Origin of the sequence: Chitinophaga niabensis, assembly GCF_900129465.1 — a bacterium.
Taxonomy (GTDB): Bacteria; Bacteroidota; Bacteroidia; order Chitinophagales; family Chitinophagaceae; genus Chitinophaga; species Chitinophaga niabensis.
The window spans coordinates 2,774,280-2,791,252 of sequence record NZ_FSRA01000002.1; the positions used below are offsets into that span (position 1 = coordinate 2,774,280).

The 16,973-nt window shown below is 45.9% G+C and carries 16 protein-coding genes; 13 read left to right on the forward strand and 3 right to left on the reverse strand.

All coding sequences use genetic code 11. The features are described from left to right. The first annotated feature begins 7 nt into the window (after positions 1–7). Positions 8–2,398, forward strand: a complete 2,391-nt coding sequence (locus BUR42_RS28675) for a polyribonucleotide nucleotidyltransferase (RefSeq protein WP_074242949.1) — start codon at positions 8–10, stop codon at positions 2,396–2,398. Between the two features lie 51 nt (positions 2,399–2,449). Here the strand turns inward: BUR42_RS28675 and BUR42_RS28680 are convergent, their stop codons facing one another. Further along, positions 2,450–3,025 (reverse strand): hypothetical protein, encoded by a 576-nt coding sequence (locus BUR42_RS28680; protein WP_074242950.1) that lies wholly within the window; start codon positions 3,023–3,025, stop codon positions 2,450–2,452. 117 nt (positions 3,026–3,142) lie between these two features. Here BUR42_RS28680 and prmA point away from each other — a divergent pair, with 117 nt between their 5' ends. The 3 genes from prmA (at position 3,143) to BUR42_RS28695 (ending at position 5,619) form a co-directional block, all read left to right on the forward strand. Continuing rightward, complete coding sequence (prmA, locus tag BUR42_RS28685; protein ID WP_074242951.1) at positions 3,143–3,964, forward strand: 50S ribosomal protein L11 methyltransferase; 822 nt, start codon at positions 3,143–3,145, stop codon at positions 3,962–3,964. 126 nt (positions 3,965–4,090) lie between these two features. After that, positions 4,091–4,741, forward strand: a complete 651-nt coding sequence (gene plsY / locus BUR42_RS28690) for a glycerol-3-phosphate 1-O-acyltransferase PlsY (RefSeq protein WP_074242952.1) — start codon at positions 4,091–4,093, stop codon at positions 4,739–4,741. Between the two features lie 77 nt (positions 4,742–4,818). Continuing rightward, positions 4,819–5,619, forward strand: coding sequence for a M48 family metallopeptidase (locus BUR42_RS28695; RefSeq protein ID WP_074242953.1), 801 nt, complete (start codon positions 4,819–4,821; stop codon positions 5,617–5,619). 429 nt (positions 5,620–6,048) lie between these two features. Here the strand turns inward: BUR42_RS28695 and BUR42_RS28700 are convergent, their stop codons facing one another. Together BUR42_RS28700 and topA are read right to left on the reverse strand one after the other, a co-directional pair. Beyond that, positions 6,049–6,918 (reverse strand): transglutaminase-like domain-containing protein, encoded by an 870-nt coding sequence (locus BUR42_RS28700; protein ID WP_074242954.1) that lies wholly within the window; start codon positions 6,916–6,918, stop codon positions 6,049–6,051. A 97-nt stretch (positions 6,919–7,015) separates the two neighbouring features. Then, positions 7,016–9,367 carry a type I DNA topoisomerase gene (topA, locus tag BUR42_RS28705; protein WP_074242955.1) on the reverse strand — a complete coding sequence of 784 codons (2,352 nt, stop codon included), beginning with the start codon at positions 9,365–9,367 and terminating at the stop codon, positions 7,016–7,018. A gap of 279 nt (positions 9,368–9,646) precedes the next feature. On the opposite strand from topA, the gene BUR42_RS28710 reads away from it, so the two are divergent. From BUR42_RS28710 to BUR42_RS28750, 9 genes are all read left to right on the forward strand, one after another. Beyond that, the gene (locus tag BUR42_RS28710) at positions 9,647–10,417 is read left to right on the forward strand and encodes a Rossmann-like and DUF2520 domain-containing protein (protein ID WP_074242956.1); all 771 of its coding nucleotides are present in this window, start codon (positions 9,647–9,649) and stop codon (positions 10,415–10,417) included. A gap of 17 nt (positions 10,418–10,434) precedes the next feature. Beyond that, positions 10,435–10,968: a KdsC family phosphatase gene (locus BUR42_RS28715; protein ID WP_074242957.1), complete on the forward strand. Its 534-nt coding sequence runs from the start codon at positions 10,435–10,437 to the stop codon at positions 10,966–10,968. A gap of 66 nt (positions 10,969–11,034) precedes the next feature. Next, entirely contained in the window at positions 11,035–11,979 is a 945-nt protein-coding gene (locus tag BUR42_RS28720; RefSeq protein ID WP_074242958.1) for a geranylgeranylglycerol-phosphate geranylgeranyltransferase, read from the forward strand. After that, positions 11,979–12,548, forward strand: a complete 570-nt coding sequence (locus BUR42_RS28725; RefSeq protein WP_074242959.1) for a Maf family protein — start codon at positions 11,979–11,981, stop codon at positions 12,546–12,548. Before BUR42_RS28720 ends, BUR42_RS28725 begins: the two co-directional genes overlap by 1 nt. 73 nt (positions 12,549–12,621) lie before the next feature. After that, the gene (locus BUR42_RS28730) at positions 12,622–13,410 is read left to right on the forward strand and encodes a hypothetical protein (protein ID WP_074242960.1); all 789 of its coding nucleotides are present in this window, start codon (positions 12,622–12,624) and stop codon (positions 13,408–13,410) included. A gap of 20 nt (positions 13,411–13,430) precedes the next feature. Then, positions 13,431–14,261, forward strand: a complete 831-nt coding sequence (locus BUR42_RS28735) for a hypothetical protein (RefSeq protein ID WP_074242961.1) — start codon at positions 13,431–13,433, stop codon at positions 14,259–14,261. 77 nt (positions 14,262–14,338) lie between these two features. Next, complete coding sequence (locus tag BUR42_RS28740; protein WP_074242962.1) at positions 14,339–15,154, forward strand: hypothetical protein; 816 nt, start codon at positions 14,339–14,341, stop codon at positions 15,152–15,154. A 9-nt stretch (positions 15,155–15,163) separates the two neighbouring features. Further along, positions 15,164–15,967: a hypothetical protein gene (locus tag BUR42_RS28745; protein ID WP_074242963.1), complete on the forward strand. Its 804-nt coding sequence runs from the start codon at positions 15,164–15,166 to the stop codon at positions 15,965–15,967. Then, a complete protein-coding gene (locus BUR42_RS28750) occupies positions 15,964–16,791 on the forward strand; it encodes a hypothetical protein (protein ID WP_074242964.1) in 828 nt (275 codons plus the stop codon). The genes BUR42_RS28745 and BUR42_RS28750 overlap by 4 nt, the downstream gene beginning before the upstream one ends. Positions 16,792–16,973: the final 182 nt, after the last annotated feature.

Consider the following 16,973-nt stretch of genomic DNA (forward strand, 5'->3'; position numbering starts at 1 on the left):
CACAAGTATGAATCTTACACCTGCTTCGGTTAAATTTGATATAGGCGGTGGTCGCGAGGTAACGATAGAAACCGGCAAAATGGCCCGTCAGGCCGATGGTTCGGTTACTGTGCGCTTGGGAAATTGTATCCTTCTGGCTACCGTTGTTGCCAGCCAAAAACCCAAACCCGGCCAATCTTTCTTTCCCCTTACTGTTGATTACCAGGAAAAATTTGCTTCTGCCGGCCGTATCCCCGGTTCTTTCTTCAAAAGAGAAGGTAAACTGAGCGACTACGAAGTGTTGATCTCCCGTTTGATCGACCGCGCTTTGCGCCCTTTATTCCCTGACGATTATTTATGCGATGTACAGGTTCTCGTGAGCCTCATCTCTTCAGATAAAGAAGTTATGCCCGATGCATTGGCTGCGCTCGCTGCCTCTGCTGCACTGGCCGTTTCTGATGTTCCCATCCAGGAGATCATTTCAGAAGTACGCGTTGCCCGTGTTGAAGGTGAATTTGTTATTAACCCTACCCGCACTCAATTAGCTGCGGCGGATATGGACTTCATCGTTGCTGCTACTGCCAAGAACATCATGATGGTGGAAGGCGAAAGCAAGGAGTGCAGTGAAGAAGACCTGGTGAAAGTGATCGAACTCGGCCACGAAGCCATTAAAGTTCAGGTGAAAGCACAGGAAGATCTCCGCGCCCTGGTAGGTAACCCTGCTAAACGTGAATACGAAAAGCCTCACCAGAACGAAGAACTGAAAGCGAAAGTAGCGGCGTTTGCGCAAGCTAAGATCCTCGAAGTTTCTAAAGGTGCCCTCGGTAAACACGCCCGTACAGATGCTTTCAAAAAGATCGAGGAAGAACTCGTGGAATCCCTGGGAGAACTGCCTGAAGAAGATGCGCCATTAGTTGGTGAATACTTCCACGACCTGGAAAAAGAAACCGTACGTAACATGATCCTGGACGAAAAGGTCCGTTTGGATGGCCGCGTACTGGACCAGGTTCGTCCTTTGGCGATGGAAGTAGACCTGCTGCCATCTCCGCACGGCTCTGCATTGTTCACCCGCGGTGAAACGCAATCCCTCACAACCGTTACGCTGGGTACACCAGATGATGAGTTGCTGATCGAAAGCGCTGCAAACTCTGCTTATTCTAAATTTATCCTGCACTATAATTTCCCTCCCTTCTCAACCGGTGAGGTGAAAATGATGCGCGGCCCCGGCCGTCGTGAAGTTGGGCATGGTAACCTTGCCCTCCGTTCCCTGAAACAAATGATGCCCGGTAGCGATTACGCTTACACGGTGCGCGTTGTGTCAGACATCCTGGAATCTAACGGTTCCTCTTCCATGGCCACCGTTTGCGCGGGTTCACTGGCCCTCATGGATGCAGGCGTTCCTTTACCTAAACACGTTTCCGGTATCGCAATGGGATTGATCTCCCGTGCAAGCGATGGAAAATGGGCGGTATTGAGCGACATCCTTGGGGATGAAGATCACCTGGGTGATATGGACTTTAAAGTAACCGGTACCCGCGATGGTATCTGTGGCGTTCAAATGGATATTAAAGTTGATGGCCTGAGCATGGATGTAATGCGCGCTGCGCTTGCACAAGCCCGCCAGGGTCGTTTACACATCCTGGAAGCTATGTACACCGCAATGCCGGCTTTCCGTCCTGAACCTAAACCACATGCGCCACGCATGGAAAAACTGATCATCGACCGTGAATTCATCGGCGCTGTGATCGGACCAGGTGGTAAAGTGATCCAGGAGATCCAACGCGAAACAGGTACTACTATCAATATCGAAGAAGTTGGCCAGACCGGTGAAGTAAGCATCTTCTCTGCACAGAAAGAAAACCTGGACAAGGCTATGGCCTGGGTGAAAGGTATCGTTTCTGTTCCTGAAGTAGGTGAAGTATATGAATCCACCGTGAAGAGCGTAATGCCTTATGGTGCTTTCGTAGAATTCATGCCTGGTAAACAAGGTTTGCTGCACATCTCCGAAGTTTCCTGGAAACGCCTCGAAACAATGGATGGTGTACTCGCCGAAGGAGATAAAGTGAAAGTGAAACTGGTAGGTACAGATCCTAAAACCGGTAAATTCAAACTCAGCCGCAAAGTGCTGATGGATAAACCGGAAGGATATGTAGAAAGACCAGAACGTGAAGATCGTGGAGATAGGGGAGACCGTGGTGATCGCGGAGACCGTGGTGGTGATCGTGGTGATCGCAGAGGTGGTGGAGACCGTCCTCGCGGAGACCGTGATCGTGGTGGAGACCGTGGTGGTGACCGTCCTCGTTTTGACCGTGGTGGCGATCGTGGAGACAGAGGTGATCGTGGAGACCGTGGTGGTTACAACCGCCCTCCGCAACAAACTGAAGGTCCTATCGAAGGCCCGGTGTTCGACGAACAATAGAAATTATCAGCATAAAAAAAGGACCGTTCATTTGAGCGGTCCTTTTTTATTTTAGTTACCTACAGTAGACATCTGCTCTACAAACACCTCACTTTCCCGCCACATGATCCTACCCTTGATGAACTTAAAGATCTTGTAAGACTTTACGCCCACTTCCTCAAAATTCATTTCATACTTCTGCACCCGTTTATTCGTAGAACGGTCCACCACCTGGATCTTACCACCTTCCAGCAGATCAGGCAATATTTCATCCAGGTAAGGCATTAATACCGTTTCGTTGTCATTCCAGAAAAGCGTGATCCGGTCTGTGCTATAATTCATTGGATTGTTCTTGTTCGCCGCCCAGAATTTGGACACCATTTTATAATGCCTTTGCACTTCTTCAGGATTCAGGTGAAGGAACTGGATGTTCCGGAAAACATCTTTGGAATATTTCCGCTGCGGAAGGATCGTATCCAGTCCTTTAAAATAGTCTTCCACATCCTGTTTATCAATAATGAAAACAGCGGTTTGTACCTGGTAGAAAATAGAATCCTTCAGTTCAATCTCATATGGTTTGATAATGGTTTGGGCGGAACCACACAAGTAAAAGGCCATAGCGGCCAGGAGGGTGAATAGATTTTTCATAGGATAAGGTTATATTATTATAATTCAAATATAAGCCTTGGGGCTGAATCTGGCAAAGGATTTTGAAAAATGCGTTTTCCGTATTGGCACTGAGGAATTTGTAACTATCTTGCGGATATGTCACATATTGCGATCACGGTATCTGCTCCATCAGCTTTGAAAGACATTTTAGTGGCTCAACTGTCAGACGCGGGTTATGAAGGGTTTGAAGAAACGGCGGACACACTCGTTGCTTATATCCCTACTACACAATTTGAAGAGAATATTTTACTCGGTATTTTAGGAAGCCACGGGGTAGACTACACGAAAGAAACCATTGCACAGGCCAACTGGAATGCCGTATGGGAAAGCAACTTCCAGCCAGTATTGGTAGATGATTTTTGCGGTATCCGCGCAGGCTTCCATGACTCCCTGCAGGGGCAGGTGTTACATGAGATCATCATCACACCAAAAATGTCCTTCGGCACCGGCCACCATGCCACTACGTATTCTGTGATCAAGTTGATGGAAAACATCAGCATCAAAGGAAAACAAGTATTTGATTTTGGTACCGGCACCGGCATCCTGGCTATTCTCGCAGACAAAATGGATGCAGCACAGGCAGATGCCATCGATAATGATTCCTGGGCGGTAGACAATGCCATTGAGAATGTAGTGGCCAACGGCGCCAGGAATGTACGCGTCTGGCGGGCAGATAACCTGGATGCCATTGCAGATGGCATGTACGACATCCTCCTGGCCAATATCAACCGTAACATCCTGCTGGCCAACATGGCCCACATGAAAAGAATTATGAAACCCGATGGATTATTGATTTTGAGTGGTATATTGCAAGAGGATGAAACTGTAATCGTTAAGGCTGCCAACAGCCAAAACCTAAGCCTGGAGAGAAAAGCATCGAGAGACAACTGGCTGGCCATATCCTTTAAGGCGGATTAAGACCGTCAATATGGAAAAATTTATATATTTTAATTGCTGATTGACGAGTATTTGTCTTATTATTGCAGTGAACTTTGTAATTTTTTTAACACGAGATTTACTATCTTAGCACTCTAACTTATTGTGATGACTGAATTATTGCTACTAATAGGTGCCTATCTTATTGGCTCTTTTGCCACCGCCGTATGGGTGAGTAAAGGGGTTTTCGGGATGGATATTCGCGAACATGGTTCCGGTAATGCCGGTGCCACCAACACTTTCCGTGTATTGGGCCCTAAAGCCGGTACCTTTGTGATGGTCGTGGATATGCTCAAGGGCGTATTAGCCGTAAGATTATCCTATTTGCTCCCTATTTACAACGAACCGGATCAGATCACGCAACTGGTGAACCTCCAGGTAGGCTTGGGCCTTGCGGCCGTAGTGGGTCATATCTTCCCCATTTGGGCAGGTTTCCGTGGCGGTAAAGGTATTGCCACCCTCTTCGGGATGGTGCTTGCCATTCAGCCCTTAGTGGCCCTGTGTTGCGTAGGCGTATTCCTTATGATCCTTTTCCTTACCAGGTACGTTTCTTTAAGTTCTATTATTGCCAGTATCGCATTCCCAGTGCTGATACTTTTCATATTCCGTGAAAAAGAGGTATTCTATCGCATCTTTGCCATAGCTGTGGCTTTAATGGTGGTATTAACCCACCAGAAGAACATTGCCAGGTTACTTACCGGCAGCGAAAGCAAAGTACCCCTGTTCAAGAATCGCAAAAACAAGCACGACAGAGCGTAGTGCCCAAATCCGGCACAACGATTGCTCTATGTGAAGAAAGCGGTATTTTCGGATATCCATCTTCAAAATATTAACCGATGAAAAAAATTGCATTGTTATTTGTAGCCGGTACGGGTTTGCTGTATGCATGTACCCGTGTACCGATTACAGGCCGTAGCCAGTTAAACCTCATCCCTGAAAGCACCATCCAATCCATGGCCTTGCAGGAGTATCAGACCTTTCTTTCTCAGAATAAAACTGTTTCTCCCACCGGCAGCAAGGATGCTGAGATGGTAAGGAGGGTAGGAGGCCGGATTGCCCAGGCCGTAACCACTTATATGGCACAGAACAACCTGGGTAACGAAGTGGCCAACTACAAATGGGAATTCAATCTTGTGAACGATAAACAGGTGAATGCCTGGTGTATGCCAGGAGGAAAGGTGGTAGTATATACCGGCCTTTTACCCGTAACACAGAACGAAACCGCGCTGGCTTGCGTAATGGGCCACGAGATCGCCCATGCCATCGCCCGCCATGGTAACGAACGTATGAGCCAGGGACTCGTAGCCCAGGGGATCCAGGTAGCAGGTGCTGTTGCCCTCAACAAGAACCCCCAGGCCCAGAATATCTTCATGCAGGCCTTCAACGTAGGCGGCCCCCTCGGCCTCATGGCCTATGGCCGCCAGAATGAGCTGGAAGCAGACCACCTCGGCCTGATCTTTATGGCCATGGCCGGCTACAACCCGCAGGAAGCCGTTCCCTTCTGGACCCGCATGGCCAATACAGGCGGCCAAAAACCACCTGAACTGCTCAGCACTCACCCCAGCGACGAACGCCGCATCGCCCAATTACAGAAGCTGATGCCCGAAGCCATGAAGTACTACAGTACCCAGCGCTAAAAGGCCCAATCATAACTTATCCAAAGGGTGCCTCCACAAGGGGCACCCTTCTTCTTTCAGAGAGCATTCCAATACCTTAGATAGGCTTCACATAGGCTCAAGATAGGGTAATCCTTCTCCCATCCTATACTCAAAGTAGTGCCAAAGATAGTTTTGGGACCAGCTTTTGATCAACGATCAGCCCCCGTTGTGTCACTCCCTTCAGCGACAGTATATACCTGAACAAGAACAAACACCACTCAACTCCCAACCAAAAAAACACCAGCGGAAATAAGCATAAAAAAAATTCGTCCGAAAACTGTTCCCTCTTGCCTCTTATAACCACCGGGCTAGTTTTTTCAGTCGAATTTTTTTTATGCTTATTGGGAGCGGCGGAATAAAAAAAGGCTGTCCCAGCGGACAGCCTTTACATTTTATATAAAAAGGATTTTACTCCAATATCTGCGAGAGATTATTCAACTCATCAAACTTGTACTGCTCCTTATCATTCCTGAAACACTTAGCCAGCTCTGATATAAGGAACTGAATGATCCGCTGATTGCTCATCGGTTTATAATACTCCGGCAACTGCGGCACATTCACCCGTTTAAAGTAAGTCTCCACATCCTGTTGCGTATAGATCTGCCCCTGGATAGGATCTATAAAGAAGAGGATCCTGTAATCCCCCGGATCGGTAGGCTCCGTAAAATCGTAGAAAGTATCGAAATAAGCGAGGATGAATTGCCGCGGAATGTTCACGGCATATACCGGAAGGTCCAGCATAGAACAAAGGCTCTGATAGATGATCCCATTCGTAATAGGATTCCCCTTCTTCGCTTCCATTACCTGGTTAAGGAAGAACTGGTTCTTACGCTGATAGGATACTTCTTCGCCCTTTAATCCGAAATAATTATAGATCATGCTGTTGAGCACGTTGATCTGCTCCAGCGGGGTGAGGTAGTTATTTAATTCAAGCCAGATATTACGTTTGATCCGCTCTATTTCAGTATTCACCTGCTGGGCAGCAAGGTCCGGATACTGATAACGCGCTGCAAGGATAGCACCCTGCACCAGGTCCTGTGTACCGGTATTCCCCCAGATCCGTACAGCCTCCTGCAGGTCCTGGTAATGAACACGGTGAATCAGCAGTTCTATTCTTTCCTGGATAGACTCATCGTAGGTGGTTTCCCAGAGATGCTCCAGGTTCGGAATGATCTCTTTTCCGAACAGAAGGATCTTGTTGGCCACCGTATCAAATACTTCCTGATCCGGATCATCCAAAAGATGGAACAATGCGTTTATTTCCCTGGTCTCGTTCAATGCAGCTAAGTTAGATTCTGGTAAACAATTTACGAATTGTCATCTGAATTGGAAGCATTGTATTTCTACAATTAAATCAGTATCTTCTATCAAACGATCATTCTGCTTTCTTCTTGCGTGCAGGCGCTTTCTTTTTCGGAGGATTGGCCTTGATCTCTTCAATGATCGCTTTCGCCTCTTCCACGGTAAGGTCTGCCGCTGTATCTATCTTCTCTTTAGGGATCTTGAAATTCCTTAGTCCTACTTTGAGATAAGGCCCATAAGGCCCCTTCAGCACCTGGATCTTTTCTTTCTCAAACACCTTGATGGTCCGTTCATCCTTGGCCGTACGTTTTTCCGCGATCAGTGGCGCTACTTCTTCCAGCTCTACAGAGTAAGGGTCCATTTCCTTTTTCAGGGAATAGAACTTTTTATCATGTTGGGCATATGGGCCAAAACGACCAATATTCACCAGCACTTCTGTTCCTTCAAAGAGGCCCAGGTTACGCGGAAGGCGGAACAGGTCCATCGCTTCCTCCATGCTGATGGTTTCAATACTTTGTGTTTGTTTCAGTTTGGCGAAGCGCGGTTTCTCTTCATCTTCCACTTTACCGATCTGCACCATCGGGCCAAACCGTCCCATACGGGCTACAACCGGTTTGCCGGTGGCAGGATCTTCTCCCAGCAGCCTTTCTCCTTTCACCCTTTCCGCTTTCTCCAGTGTTTCTTCCACCGTGTGGTGGAAAGGATTATAGAACTCATCCAGCATGATGTTCCATACCTTCTTGCCATGGGCTATCTCATCAAACTGCTGCTCAATATTAGCAGTGAAGCTATAGTCCATTACTTTTTCGAAGTATTGTTTCAGGAAGTCGGTTACCAGCATACCCAGGTCTGTAGGGAACAGCTTGGATTTCTCTGCGCCGGTATTTTCCTGGTCTGTTTGTTTGGTGATCTGGTCCTTTTTCAGGAACAGGATGCGCACATCCCTTTTCACGCCTTCTTTATCACGTTTTTCCACGTAACCACGTTTCTGAACAGTGGTAATAGTGGGAGCGTAAGTAGAGGGGCGGCCGATCCCCAGCTCTTCCAGTTTCTTTACCAGGCTGGCCTCCGTATAACGGGGAGCAGGGCGGGTAAAACGTTCTGTGGCTTTCATTTCCTTCAATTCCAGCGCCTGCTTAACCGTGAGCGGTGGTAATACGCCTTCCTGGTCTTCATCTGCTTCATCCTCATCATCCTGGCCTTCCATGTATATCTTCAGGAACCCGTCGAACTTCAATACTTCACCGCTGGCAGTGAGTTCTTCTTTATTAGTAGAGATCTCAATTTTAGCGATGGTCTTTTCCAGTTCGGCATCACTCATCTGGCTGGCGATGGTACGTTTCCAGATCAGTTCATATAATCTTTTGAGGTCAGAATCGTCCACGGTGGCATTCTCCATGTAAGTAGGGCGAATGGCTTCGTGGGCTTCCTGGGCATTCTCGTTTTTGTTCTTGTATTTGCGGGACTGGTAATAACGTTCTCCGTAGTTTTTATGGATGGCGTTGCTGATATCCGTCATAGCGGTTTCCGAGAGGTTCACGGAATCCGTTCTCATATAGGTGATCTGACCGCTTTCGTAAAGCTTCTGAGCCAGCAGCATCGTTTTGGAAACACTGTAACCCAGTTTCCGGCTGGCTTCCTGCTGAAGGGTAGAAGTGGTGAAAGGGGCTGAAGGGCTCTTCTTGCCCGGTTTTACCTGTATGTCCTTCACGGTATACGCAGCACCTACACATTGTTGCAGGAACTTTTCCGCGTCGTCCGCAGTTTTGAACTTGGTAGGTCCTTCCGCTTTAAAAGTGATTGTTTTCCCGGTAATGTCCTTTGCCAGGAAGAAAGCTTCCACTTTAAAGGTACTGGTAGTAGTAAAGCTATTGATCTCCCTTTCCCTTTCCACGATCAGGCGTACGGCAACAGATTGAACACGGCCGGCGGAAAGAGAATTGCGCATGCTCATCTTTCTCCATAATACAGGCGATAGTTCAAAACCAACAATACGGTCAAGTATCCGGCGGGCTTGCTGTGCATTCACGAGGTCCATGTTCAGCAGGCGGGGATTCAGAACGGCTTTTTCAATGGCAGGCTTCGTAATCTCGTGAAATACAATGCGTTTGGTGGTGGCAGGGTCTAGCTTGAGTACTTCGCAAAGGTGCCAGGATATGGCTTCCCCTTCACGGTCCTCATCCGTTGCCAACCAAACCTCATCGGAGTCCTTAGCTATTTTTTTTAAGTCCTTTACAACCTTTTCCTTATCTTCTGGTATTATATACTTGGGTTTGAAGCTGTTCTGAATATCAATACCCATGTCATCCTTTTCAAGATCCCGGATATGACCAAAACAAGATTTAACCTCAAAGTCTTTACCTAAAATTTTTTCTATCGTTTTTGCCTTTGCCGGGGACTCAACAATTACAAGATTTTTAGCCATGAACGCCTGCTTTATTTACTATAATTACGCCAAAATTTGCACAAAAGGTGCGAATCCGCATTCTGCAAGTATATAAAAGTAGGTTGATATAAAAAATATTATCCGGTAAATAGTTGATTTCGAGCCGGCAACGGCAGAACGCAATCCTACATATAATATATTTAGTCTCCTATTAGCTCTAAAGGCAGTAATATTACATGTTAAAATATAACCATGTATTTGGGGCTTGGCATAGAATTGGGGGCCAGGTTACCGTTAACCGAATTTTAAATAAGTATCATGGACATAGTTATTATAGGAGCTGGCAATGTGGCACACTGTTTTGGTCACCTGATGAAGTTACACGGTCACCATGTAACCCAGGTGATCAGCAGGCGGAAAGAGCATGCGCGGGAACTGGCTGAATTACTGGGAGGGGAGTTCACCACCGATCTGATAGATATTAATATGGAGGCGGATGTTTACCTGCTGGCCGTAAATGATAGCGTAATCCCTGAATTGAACGACCTCCTGCGGCTGGGAAGAAGGATTGTGGTCCATACCGCCGGAGCAGTTCCCATGGAAGCCATCGCCCGCATTTCCACCAATGTGGGGGTGATGTATCCCCTGCAAAGTATCCGGAAGGAGATCAAGAGCTATCCCGCCATCCCCCTCATCCTGGAAGGACGGAACGAGGAAGTATTAAAAAGGTTGCATGCCCTGGCCCAAAGTATATCTCCCATTACAGCCACCATGGACTCTGCCCAACGCCTCCAGATGCACCTGGCAGCTGTGTTCTGCAATAACTTCACCAATCACCTCATTGCCCTCGCTAAATTCTATTGTGAGCAGGAAGGAAGGGATTTTTCGCTGCTGGCCCCCATTATCCGGGAAACTTTCCAGCGGCTGGATAAATATCCACCCGAATCTGTACAGACCGGGCCGGCTTTAAGGCACGATGAACAGACCATGGCCCTTCATGAATCCATCCTGGCACAGTATCCTGCCATGCAGCAGATCTATCCCATGTTGTCCGAAAGTATTTACCAGTTCCACCACGCAGAAAAATAGCCTATTTTTGCCCATTCATGGAAAAACAGATGAATGTATTGGAACAATTCAGGCACATCCGCACCTTCGTATTTGATGTGGATGGTGTGCTGACAGACGGAACGGTACAATTGCTCCCGAATGGGGAACAAAGCCGCAAAATGAATATCCGGGACGGCTATGCCCTGCAGCTTGCGGTAAAAAAGGGCTATCGCATAGCCGTTATTTCCGGCGGACGTTCGGAAAGCGTAATTACACGCCTCAACGGATTAGGTATCACAGACATTTTCACCGGCGTGAACAATAAACAGGAGAAACTGGAAGATTATGCCCTTGAGCACGATCTGCTTTGGGAAGAAGTATTGTTCATGGGAGACGATATCCCGGATTACAGGGCCATGCAGTTATGCGGTTTACCGGTTTGCCCCGGAGACGCCACGCCAGAGATCAAAAGTATCAGTAAATATATTTCCCCCGTTGCCGGTGGCCAGGGCTGCGTACGTGATGTGATCGAAAAAGTACTGAAACTCAACGATCACTGGACAATGGACGAAGGGGTGCCATCAAGATAATGAGGGATGACGATTAGTTCCATTACTTTCGTGATTCAAATTGAATAATTCTACATAGAACTAAATATGACTCTCCTCGCGGCTTTTTTCAGAATGATACGTTACCCGAACCTGATCTATATTGCACTGACGCAACTGCTGCTGCAATATTGCGTGGTTAGGCCCGTATTATTAAATAGTGGCGCGGAGCCTTCACTCACCCTCCCGCACTTCCTGATGTTAACCCTGTCTACCATCCTGGTAGCAGCCGGCGGATATATCATCAATGATTATTTCGACATCAATATAGACCTCGTCAATAAACCGGAAAAAATGGTGGTGGACAGGATCATCAACCGCCGCTGGGCCATGGCATGGCATACCATATTAAATATGGCCGGCGTATCGCTTGGTTTCCTTGTCGCTTTCCAGATCGGGCAGTTCTACCTGGGTTTTGTTCAGGTGATCTGCACCCTGCTGCTCTGGTTCTATTCCACTTCTTTCAAACGCCAGGTGCTGATCGGTAACGTGGTGATCTCCATCCTCACCGCACTGAGTGTTGTAGTGGTGGGTTTTTATGAAAAACAGATCTATTCCAGCTTTGAAGCCATTATGTCCTTCGAGGGCAGAAAGCTCATTAAGATCATTGGCGTATATGCCACCTTTGCTTTCGTATTATCCATGGTCCGCGAGATCGTGAAAGATATGGAAGACATGATCGGCGACAGCAAAGATGGTTGCCGCACCTTACCCATCGTATGGGGATTGAAAAAAACAAAACGTTTTACCATCCTCCTGATGGTGATCCTGCAGGCTTTGCTGATCACTATTATGATCGTAACGGGTTTGAAGGAATGGTATGCGGCCGTTGCTTACATCTTCGTTTTTGTACTGGTACCCTTTACGTTCTTTGTACAGAAACCATTTCTTACGGCCTATTCGCCGGAACAATATCATAAGATCAGTACCTGGATCAAGATCGTTATGCTCACAGGTATACTCTCCATGATCTTCTTTAAAATCATGTTATAATGTACGCTGGTAAACGTGTAATCCTTGCATCGCAATCTCCGCGCCGCAGGCAGTTATTGGAACAGGCCGGTATTCCTTTTGAAGTGATGGTAAGTGATGCGGAAGAAACCTTCCCGCCGGAAATGCCTGCCGCCGAAGTACCGGTCCATATTGCCCGGCTAAAGGCTAATGCCGTCAGCGCATCTTTTGGAAAAGAAGATGTGGTCATTGCCGCAGATACCATTGTACTGCTCGATAAAAAGATCATCGGCAAGCCGGTGGACCGGACAGATGCCATCAATATCCTTTCCAGCTTAAGCGGACGTATACACGAAGTGATCACCGGCGTAGTGATCCGTTTCAATGGTTCGGAAGACGCCTTCTCCCAAACAACAGAAGTGCATTTCAAGCCCCTCAGCCGGGAACAGATCGAATACTATGTGGATCATTATCAGCCTTTTGATAAAGCCGGGGCCTATGCCATCCAGGAATGGATAGGGGCGGTGGGCATCGACCGCATTAATGGCTGCTTCTATAATGTAATGGGGCTCCCCATCAGCCAGGTAGCGGAACGGTTAACCAGATTATAATTATCTATACATTATAAAAATAATATTTATATTTGTCCCCGAAATGCAGAAATTTATAATGTAAGGAAGCCCTATGCTGAAAACCATTGGATGCTTAACAGTGCTGGCAATAACCCTGGCAGCCTGTAGGAAAAAAGACACTCCGCCCGCTCCTCCAGTGGACTACTGGTTGGTTTCCAGCATAATAAGGGGAACAGATACCATCCGCCTTACCTATTCTTCCAACAGAACAGTGAAACAGGTAAATGAAGCCAATGATTCATGCCGGATCGTGTATGAAAATGGCCGCATCAAACAGTTCGTGTACCTGATGGAATATGTGAAAAATCTGCCTTTTAAATCATTCAGCTACAACGGGAACAATATCGTGCGTATCAACCAGTACGGCTGGAACCTGCAGAATGAATGGGTGATCCTGGATTACGATTCCCTGGTATACAGGAATGGCCGCCTGGCTGAATATCATCAGATCAACGGAGGCGTACGCAGCAGGGTAAATAAATTTACCTGGGAAGGGAAGAACATTATCAAAGAGGAAGGTTTTGATGTAAACCAGGAAGTGGATATACCGGCTTATGTGAACACCTATACGTATGCTGAAGAAGCAGGTGTGCAAAACCGCATTAACGGTCAGTTCCTTTTCCTGTACCTCTTCCGGGACTTTACCCTGATGAGTGATAAGATGCTGGCCAAAGCAGAACGTGCAAGGGTTCCGGGTGATATACTCTTCTCCCGTACGGTAAAAGAGTTTGTACTGGAAGATAAAAATGTCATAAAAACAATGGAAACAATAGAAGACATCGATAACAACCAAACATCAACATATAATACCGTGTTCAAATACACGAAGTTTAACCAGTAAAACCTTACAGATCCTATCCTATGAAAAAGACACTATTAAGTATCACCGTTGTGATACTGCTTTTTGCAGGCTGCAACGACAAGGATGATACAACTCCCAAAGCTGAAAAATGGTACATCAGCAAATCCATCGAGAAAAGAGGAAGCGGAAACGCAGATGATACAACAGTAGTAACGTACAACGCGGATAATACGGTAAAAGAATTCTCCAGCGGATCCGGCATTGATTACCAGGCTTCAGGCCCTGTATATGAAGGAGGAAAGATCATCCGTATCCAGGAAAAAAGGTCCGAGCAGGGTATACCGGGTACCCGGGCATCATTCGTTTACACCGGTGATCAACTGACCAGGATCAATAATTTTGGGTACGATGCTGACCGCAATGAATGGTATGATGAGAGTTACGATTCTTTGGTGTACAAAAACGGCAAACTTTCCGAATTCTACGAATTTGAAAAGACCGGGTATACATTATTCTTCAAACTCACCTGGGAAGGCAGCAATGTTAAAACAGTGGAACGTTCTTCCAAAGCGCCCGAAGATGCTGCTTATACTTTGCATAGTATAGCTACCAATACCTATGATAACAAAGCAGCCTTACACCTCCTGCTGAACAACAATTACATCTGGCTGGTGAATGTAATGAACTTCGAAAACCTGAGTGCCAACAACCTCGTTAAACAGGAAGTACACTATCAGCCATCAGGCATACTTAATGACCGCACTACCATTACCTTAACCTACAACGATGCGGGCCTGCCGGAAGGAATAGATACCAAATGGGAATACCTGCAGGTAGATCCCTCACACGTAGAGAACAGCCAGACATTATTTATATACGCTAAACGTTAAGCTCTATGAAAAAATATTGCTGGCTTTTACTACTATAACACTCCTTCAAAAGATAAAATATACAAACCAGATACCCTATGAAAAAAACACTGTTGGGCTTAACAGCCATAACCCTCTTTTTTGCAGCCTGTAAAAAAGATGATGCTTCACCGGAAACCTACTACCTGAGCAAACTGATCGATGTGGGAGAAGATGGTAATGATACCACGCTGATCTCTTATAATGCAGACAACACTTTCAAAGAAACCTACAGTGCAGCCATGAATAATGGCCAGCTGGAATTCTTTGCAGAAGGTCCTGTATATGAAGGTGGGAAAATAGTGGCTATCCAGCAAAGAAGCAGTTTTACGCCTACGTCTCATTATTCCAGATCATTTGTTTATACAGGTACCCAGGTAACCAAAGTGAATTACTATTGGGACAATGATCAGGATGGACAATATGTTATAGCGCCTGTTTTTGATTCTCTGGTATATACTGCCGGCAAACTATCTGAATTATGGCATCTTGACCCGAATATGCCGGATAACCAGACTAAATACCTCCTTACCTGGGAAGGGAACAATGTGAAAACATGCAGTCTTTACTTTAAAATGCCCGGCACTGATTTCCTGCTGCACAGCGTAACGAAATATACCTATGATAACAAGCCGGGATTCCAGCATATCCTCGGAAGTTACCATTGGCTAAGCAATCCTACTTCCTTTGAATACCTGAGTGCCAATAACCTGCTGAAAGAAGAAGAGTACAGGGAAGATGTACTGCGTTTTACTTCCACTAATGTATACACCTATGAAGGCAACCTGCTGAAAATGGTGGATACGGAAGATAAATACACTGAACCGGCCAGCACAGAAACCTACAAAACTAAACTTGAATATACCACCAGATAACACCATCCTATGAGAAAAACACTGTTAGGCTTAACGGCCATTTCCCTCTTTTTTGGAGCCTGTAAAAAGGACGATGCTTCCCCTGAAACCTACTATCTCAGCAAAATGATCGAAATAGGAGAAGATAGTAATGATACTACATTCATCTCCTATAACGGGGACAATACTTTCAAAGAATTATCGTATGCCTATACCAGCAACGGGGAGCCTGTATCCTATTCGGAAGGCGCGGTATATGAAGGAGGAAAAATAGTATCCCTTTACGAAAAAAGGAACGGCACTACTACAACTACAAGGTCCTTTGTTTATACAGCGGGTGTAGTTACCCGGGTAATATATCATGGAGACATTAACGGAGATGGGTTGGAAGATAATCGTTATGATTCCCTGGTATACGCTTCAGGAAAACTCAGTGAAATTTATTCAATGGACGGATCTAATGCCGGTTATGTCTATAAATACCTTCTTACCTGGGAGGGTAATAATGTGAAAACTCGCAGTACTTTCTATAAGTTTTCCGGCACTGAATACACATCAGATGGTGTTTCAAAATATACCTATGATAACAAGCCCGGTTTCCAAAAGCTCTTTGGCAGCTATCAGTGGTTAAACGATCTGAGCAGTGTTGAAAACCTGAGTGCCAATAATATCACAAAAGAAGAGTCCTACAGGGATGATGTGCTGCGTGCCACTTATTCTAATGTATATACTTACGAAGGTAACCTGCTGAAAATGGTAGATTCTGAGAATACATATCCGGATCCTGCTTACAATGAAACCTATAAAGTTAAACTTGAATACATCAAAAAATGAGAAAAATACTTTTAAGCGCTGCTGCTTTTATGCTGCTGCTGTCTGCCTGTAAGAAGGATGATGCAACGCCTGCTGAGGAATGGTACCTCAGTAAATTCACGAGTGTGGAAGCAGGCCGTACGGATACTATTACCACTACGGTGAAGTTAACCAATAATACCATCTCTGAATTAACGGAAGGAGGTATGGATGCAGGAACACCCTGGTACTTTACCACACAAACGGTATTTGAAGGCAACAAATTAACGCAAGTCAAAGAATCCAGTGATGTAGATCCCACACCAAGGGTGATCAATTCACTGGAATATACTGGCGATAAAATTGCGAAGATCAACTATTACGGCTCTAACCAGGGCCAGGACTGGGGCATTACCGGTTACCATGAAATGGTATACAATGCACAGGGTAAAGTAACAGAGATCAGAACAAAAGGGGTACCGGCAAATGAGTATGCTACATTATACAAGATCACCTGGGAAGGCGAAAATGTGAAGAGCCTCACGGTGTTTAATGTAGTAGGTACCGATACCAGCCAGGCAAATACCGAAAAGTATTCCTATGACGACAAACCAGGTATTCACCGTGCACTTTTTGGCAGCGGTTTTATCTGGAATGGCGCTCCCACCTCAGTGGAGAACCTGAGTGCTAATAACCTGTTGAAGAAAGAGATCTATTACAATGAAACGCTGTATACCCGTATCACTTATGAACGGACTTATAACGAAAGGAACCAGGTGAAAGAGCAAAAAATGAAGATCGAATCACTTCAGGAGCCAACATCAACACAAAATAAGATCATTACCTATACTTACACGAAGAAGTAGTAGGCTTGCTGAGAAAAAAAAGAGGCTGTATCATAACTGATACAGCCTCTTTAGTTATCTGCTTTGAAAAAGTATCTCTTATCCAAAAAAGTGCTTCTTACCCGAAGACACTTCTTACCCGGTAAAATAAAAAGCATCTCTTATCCAAAAACACCTCTTATCCGAAAAATACCTCCTGCCTG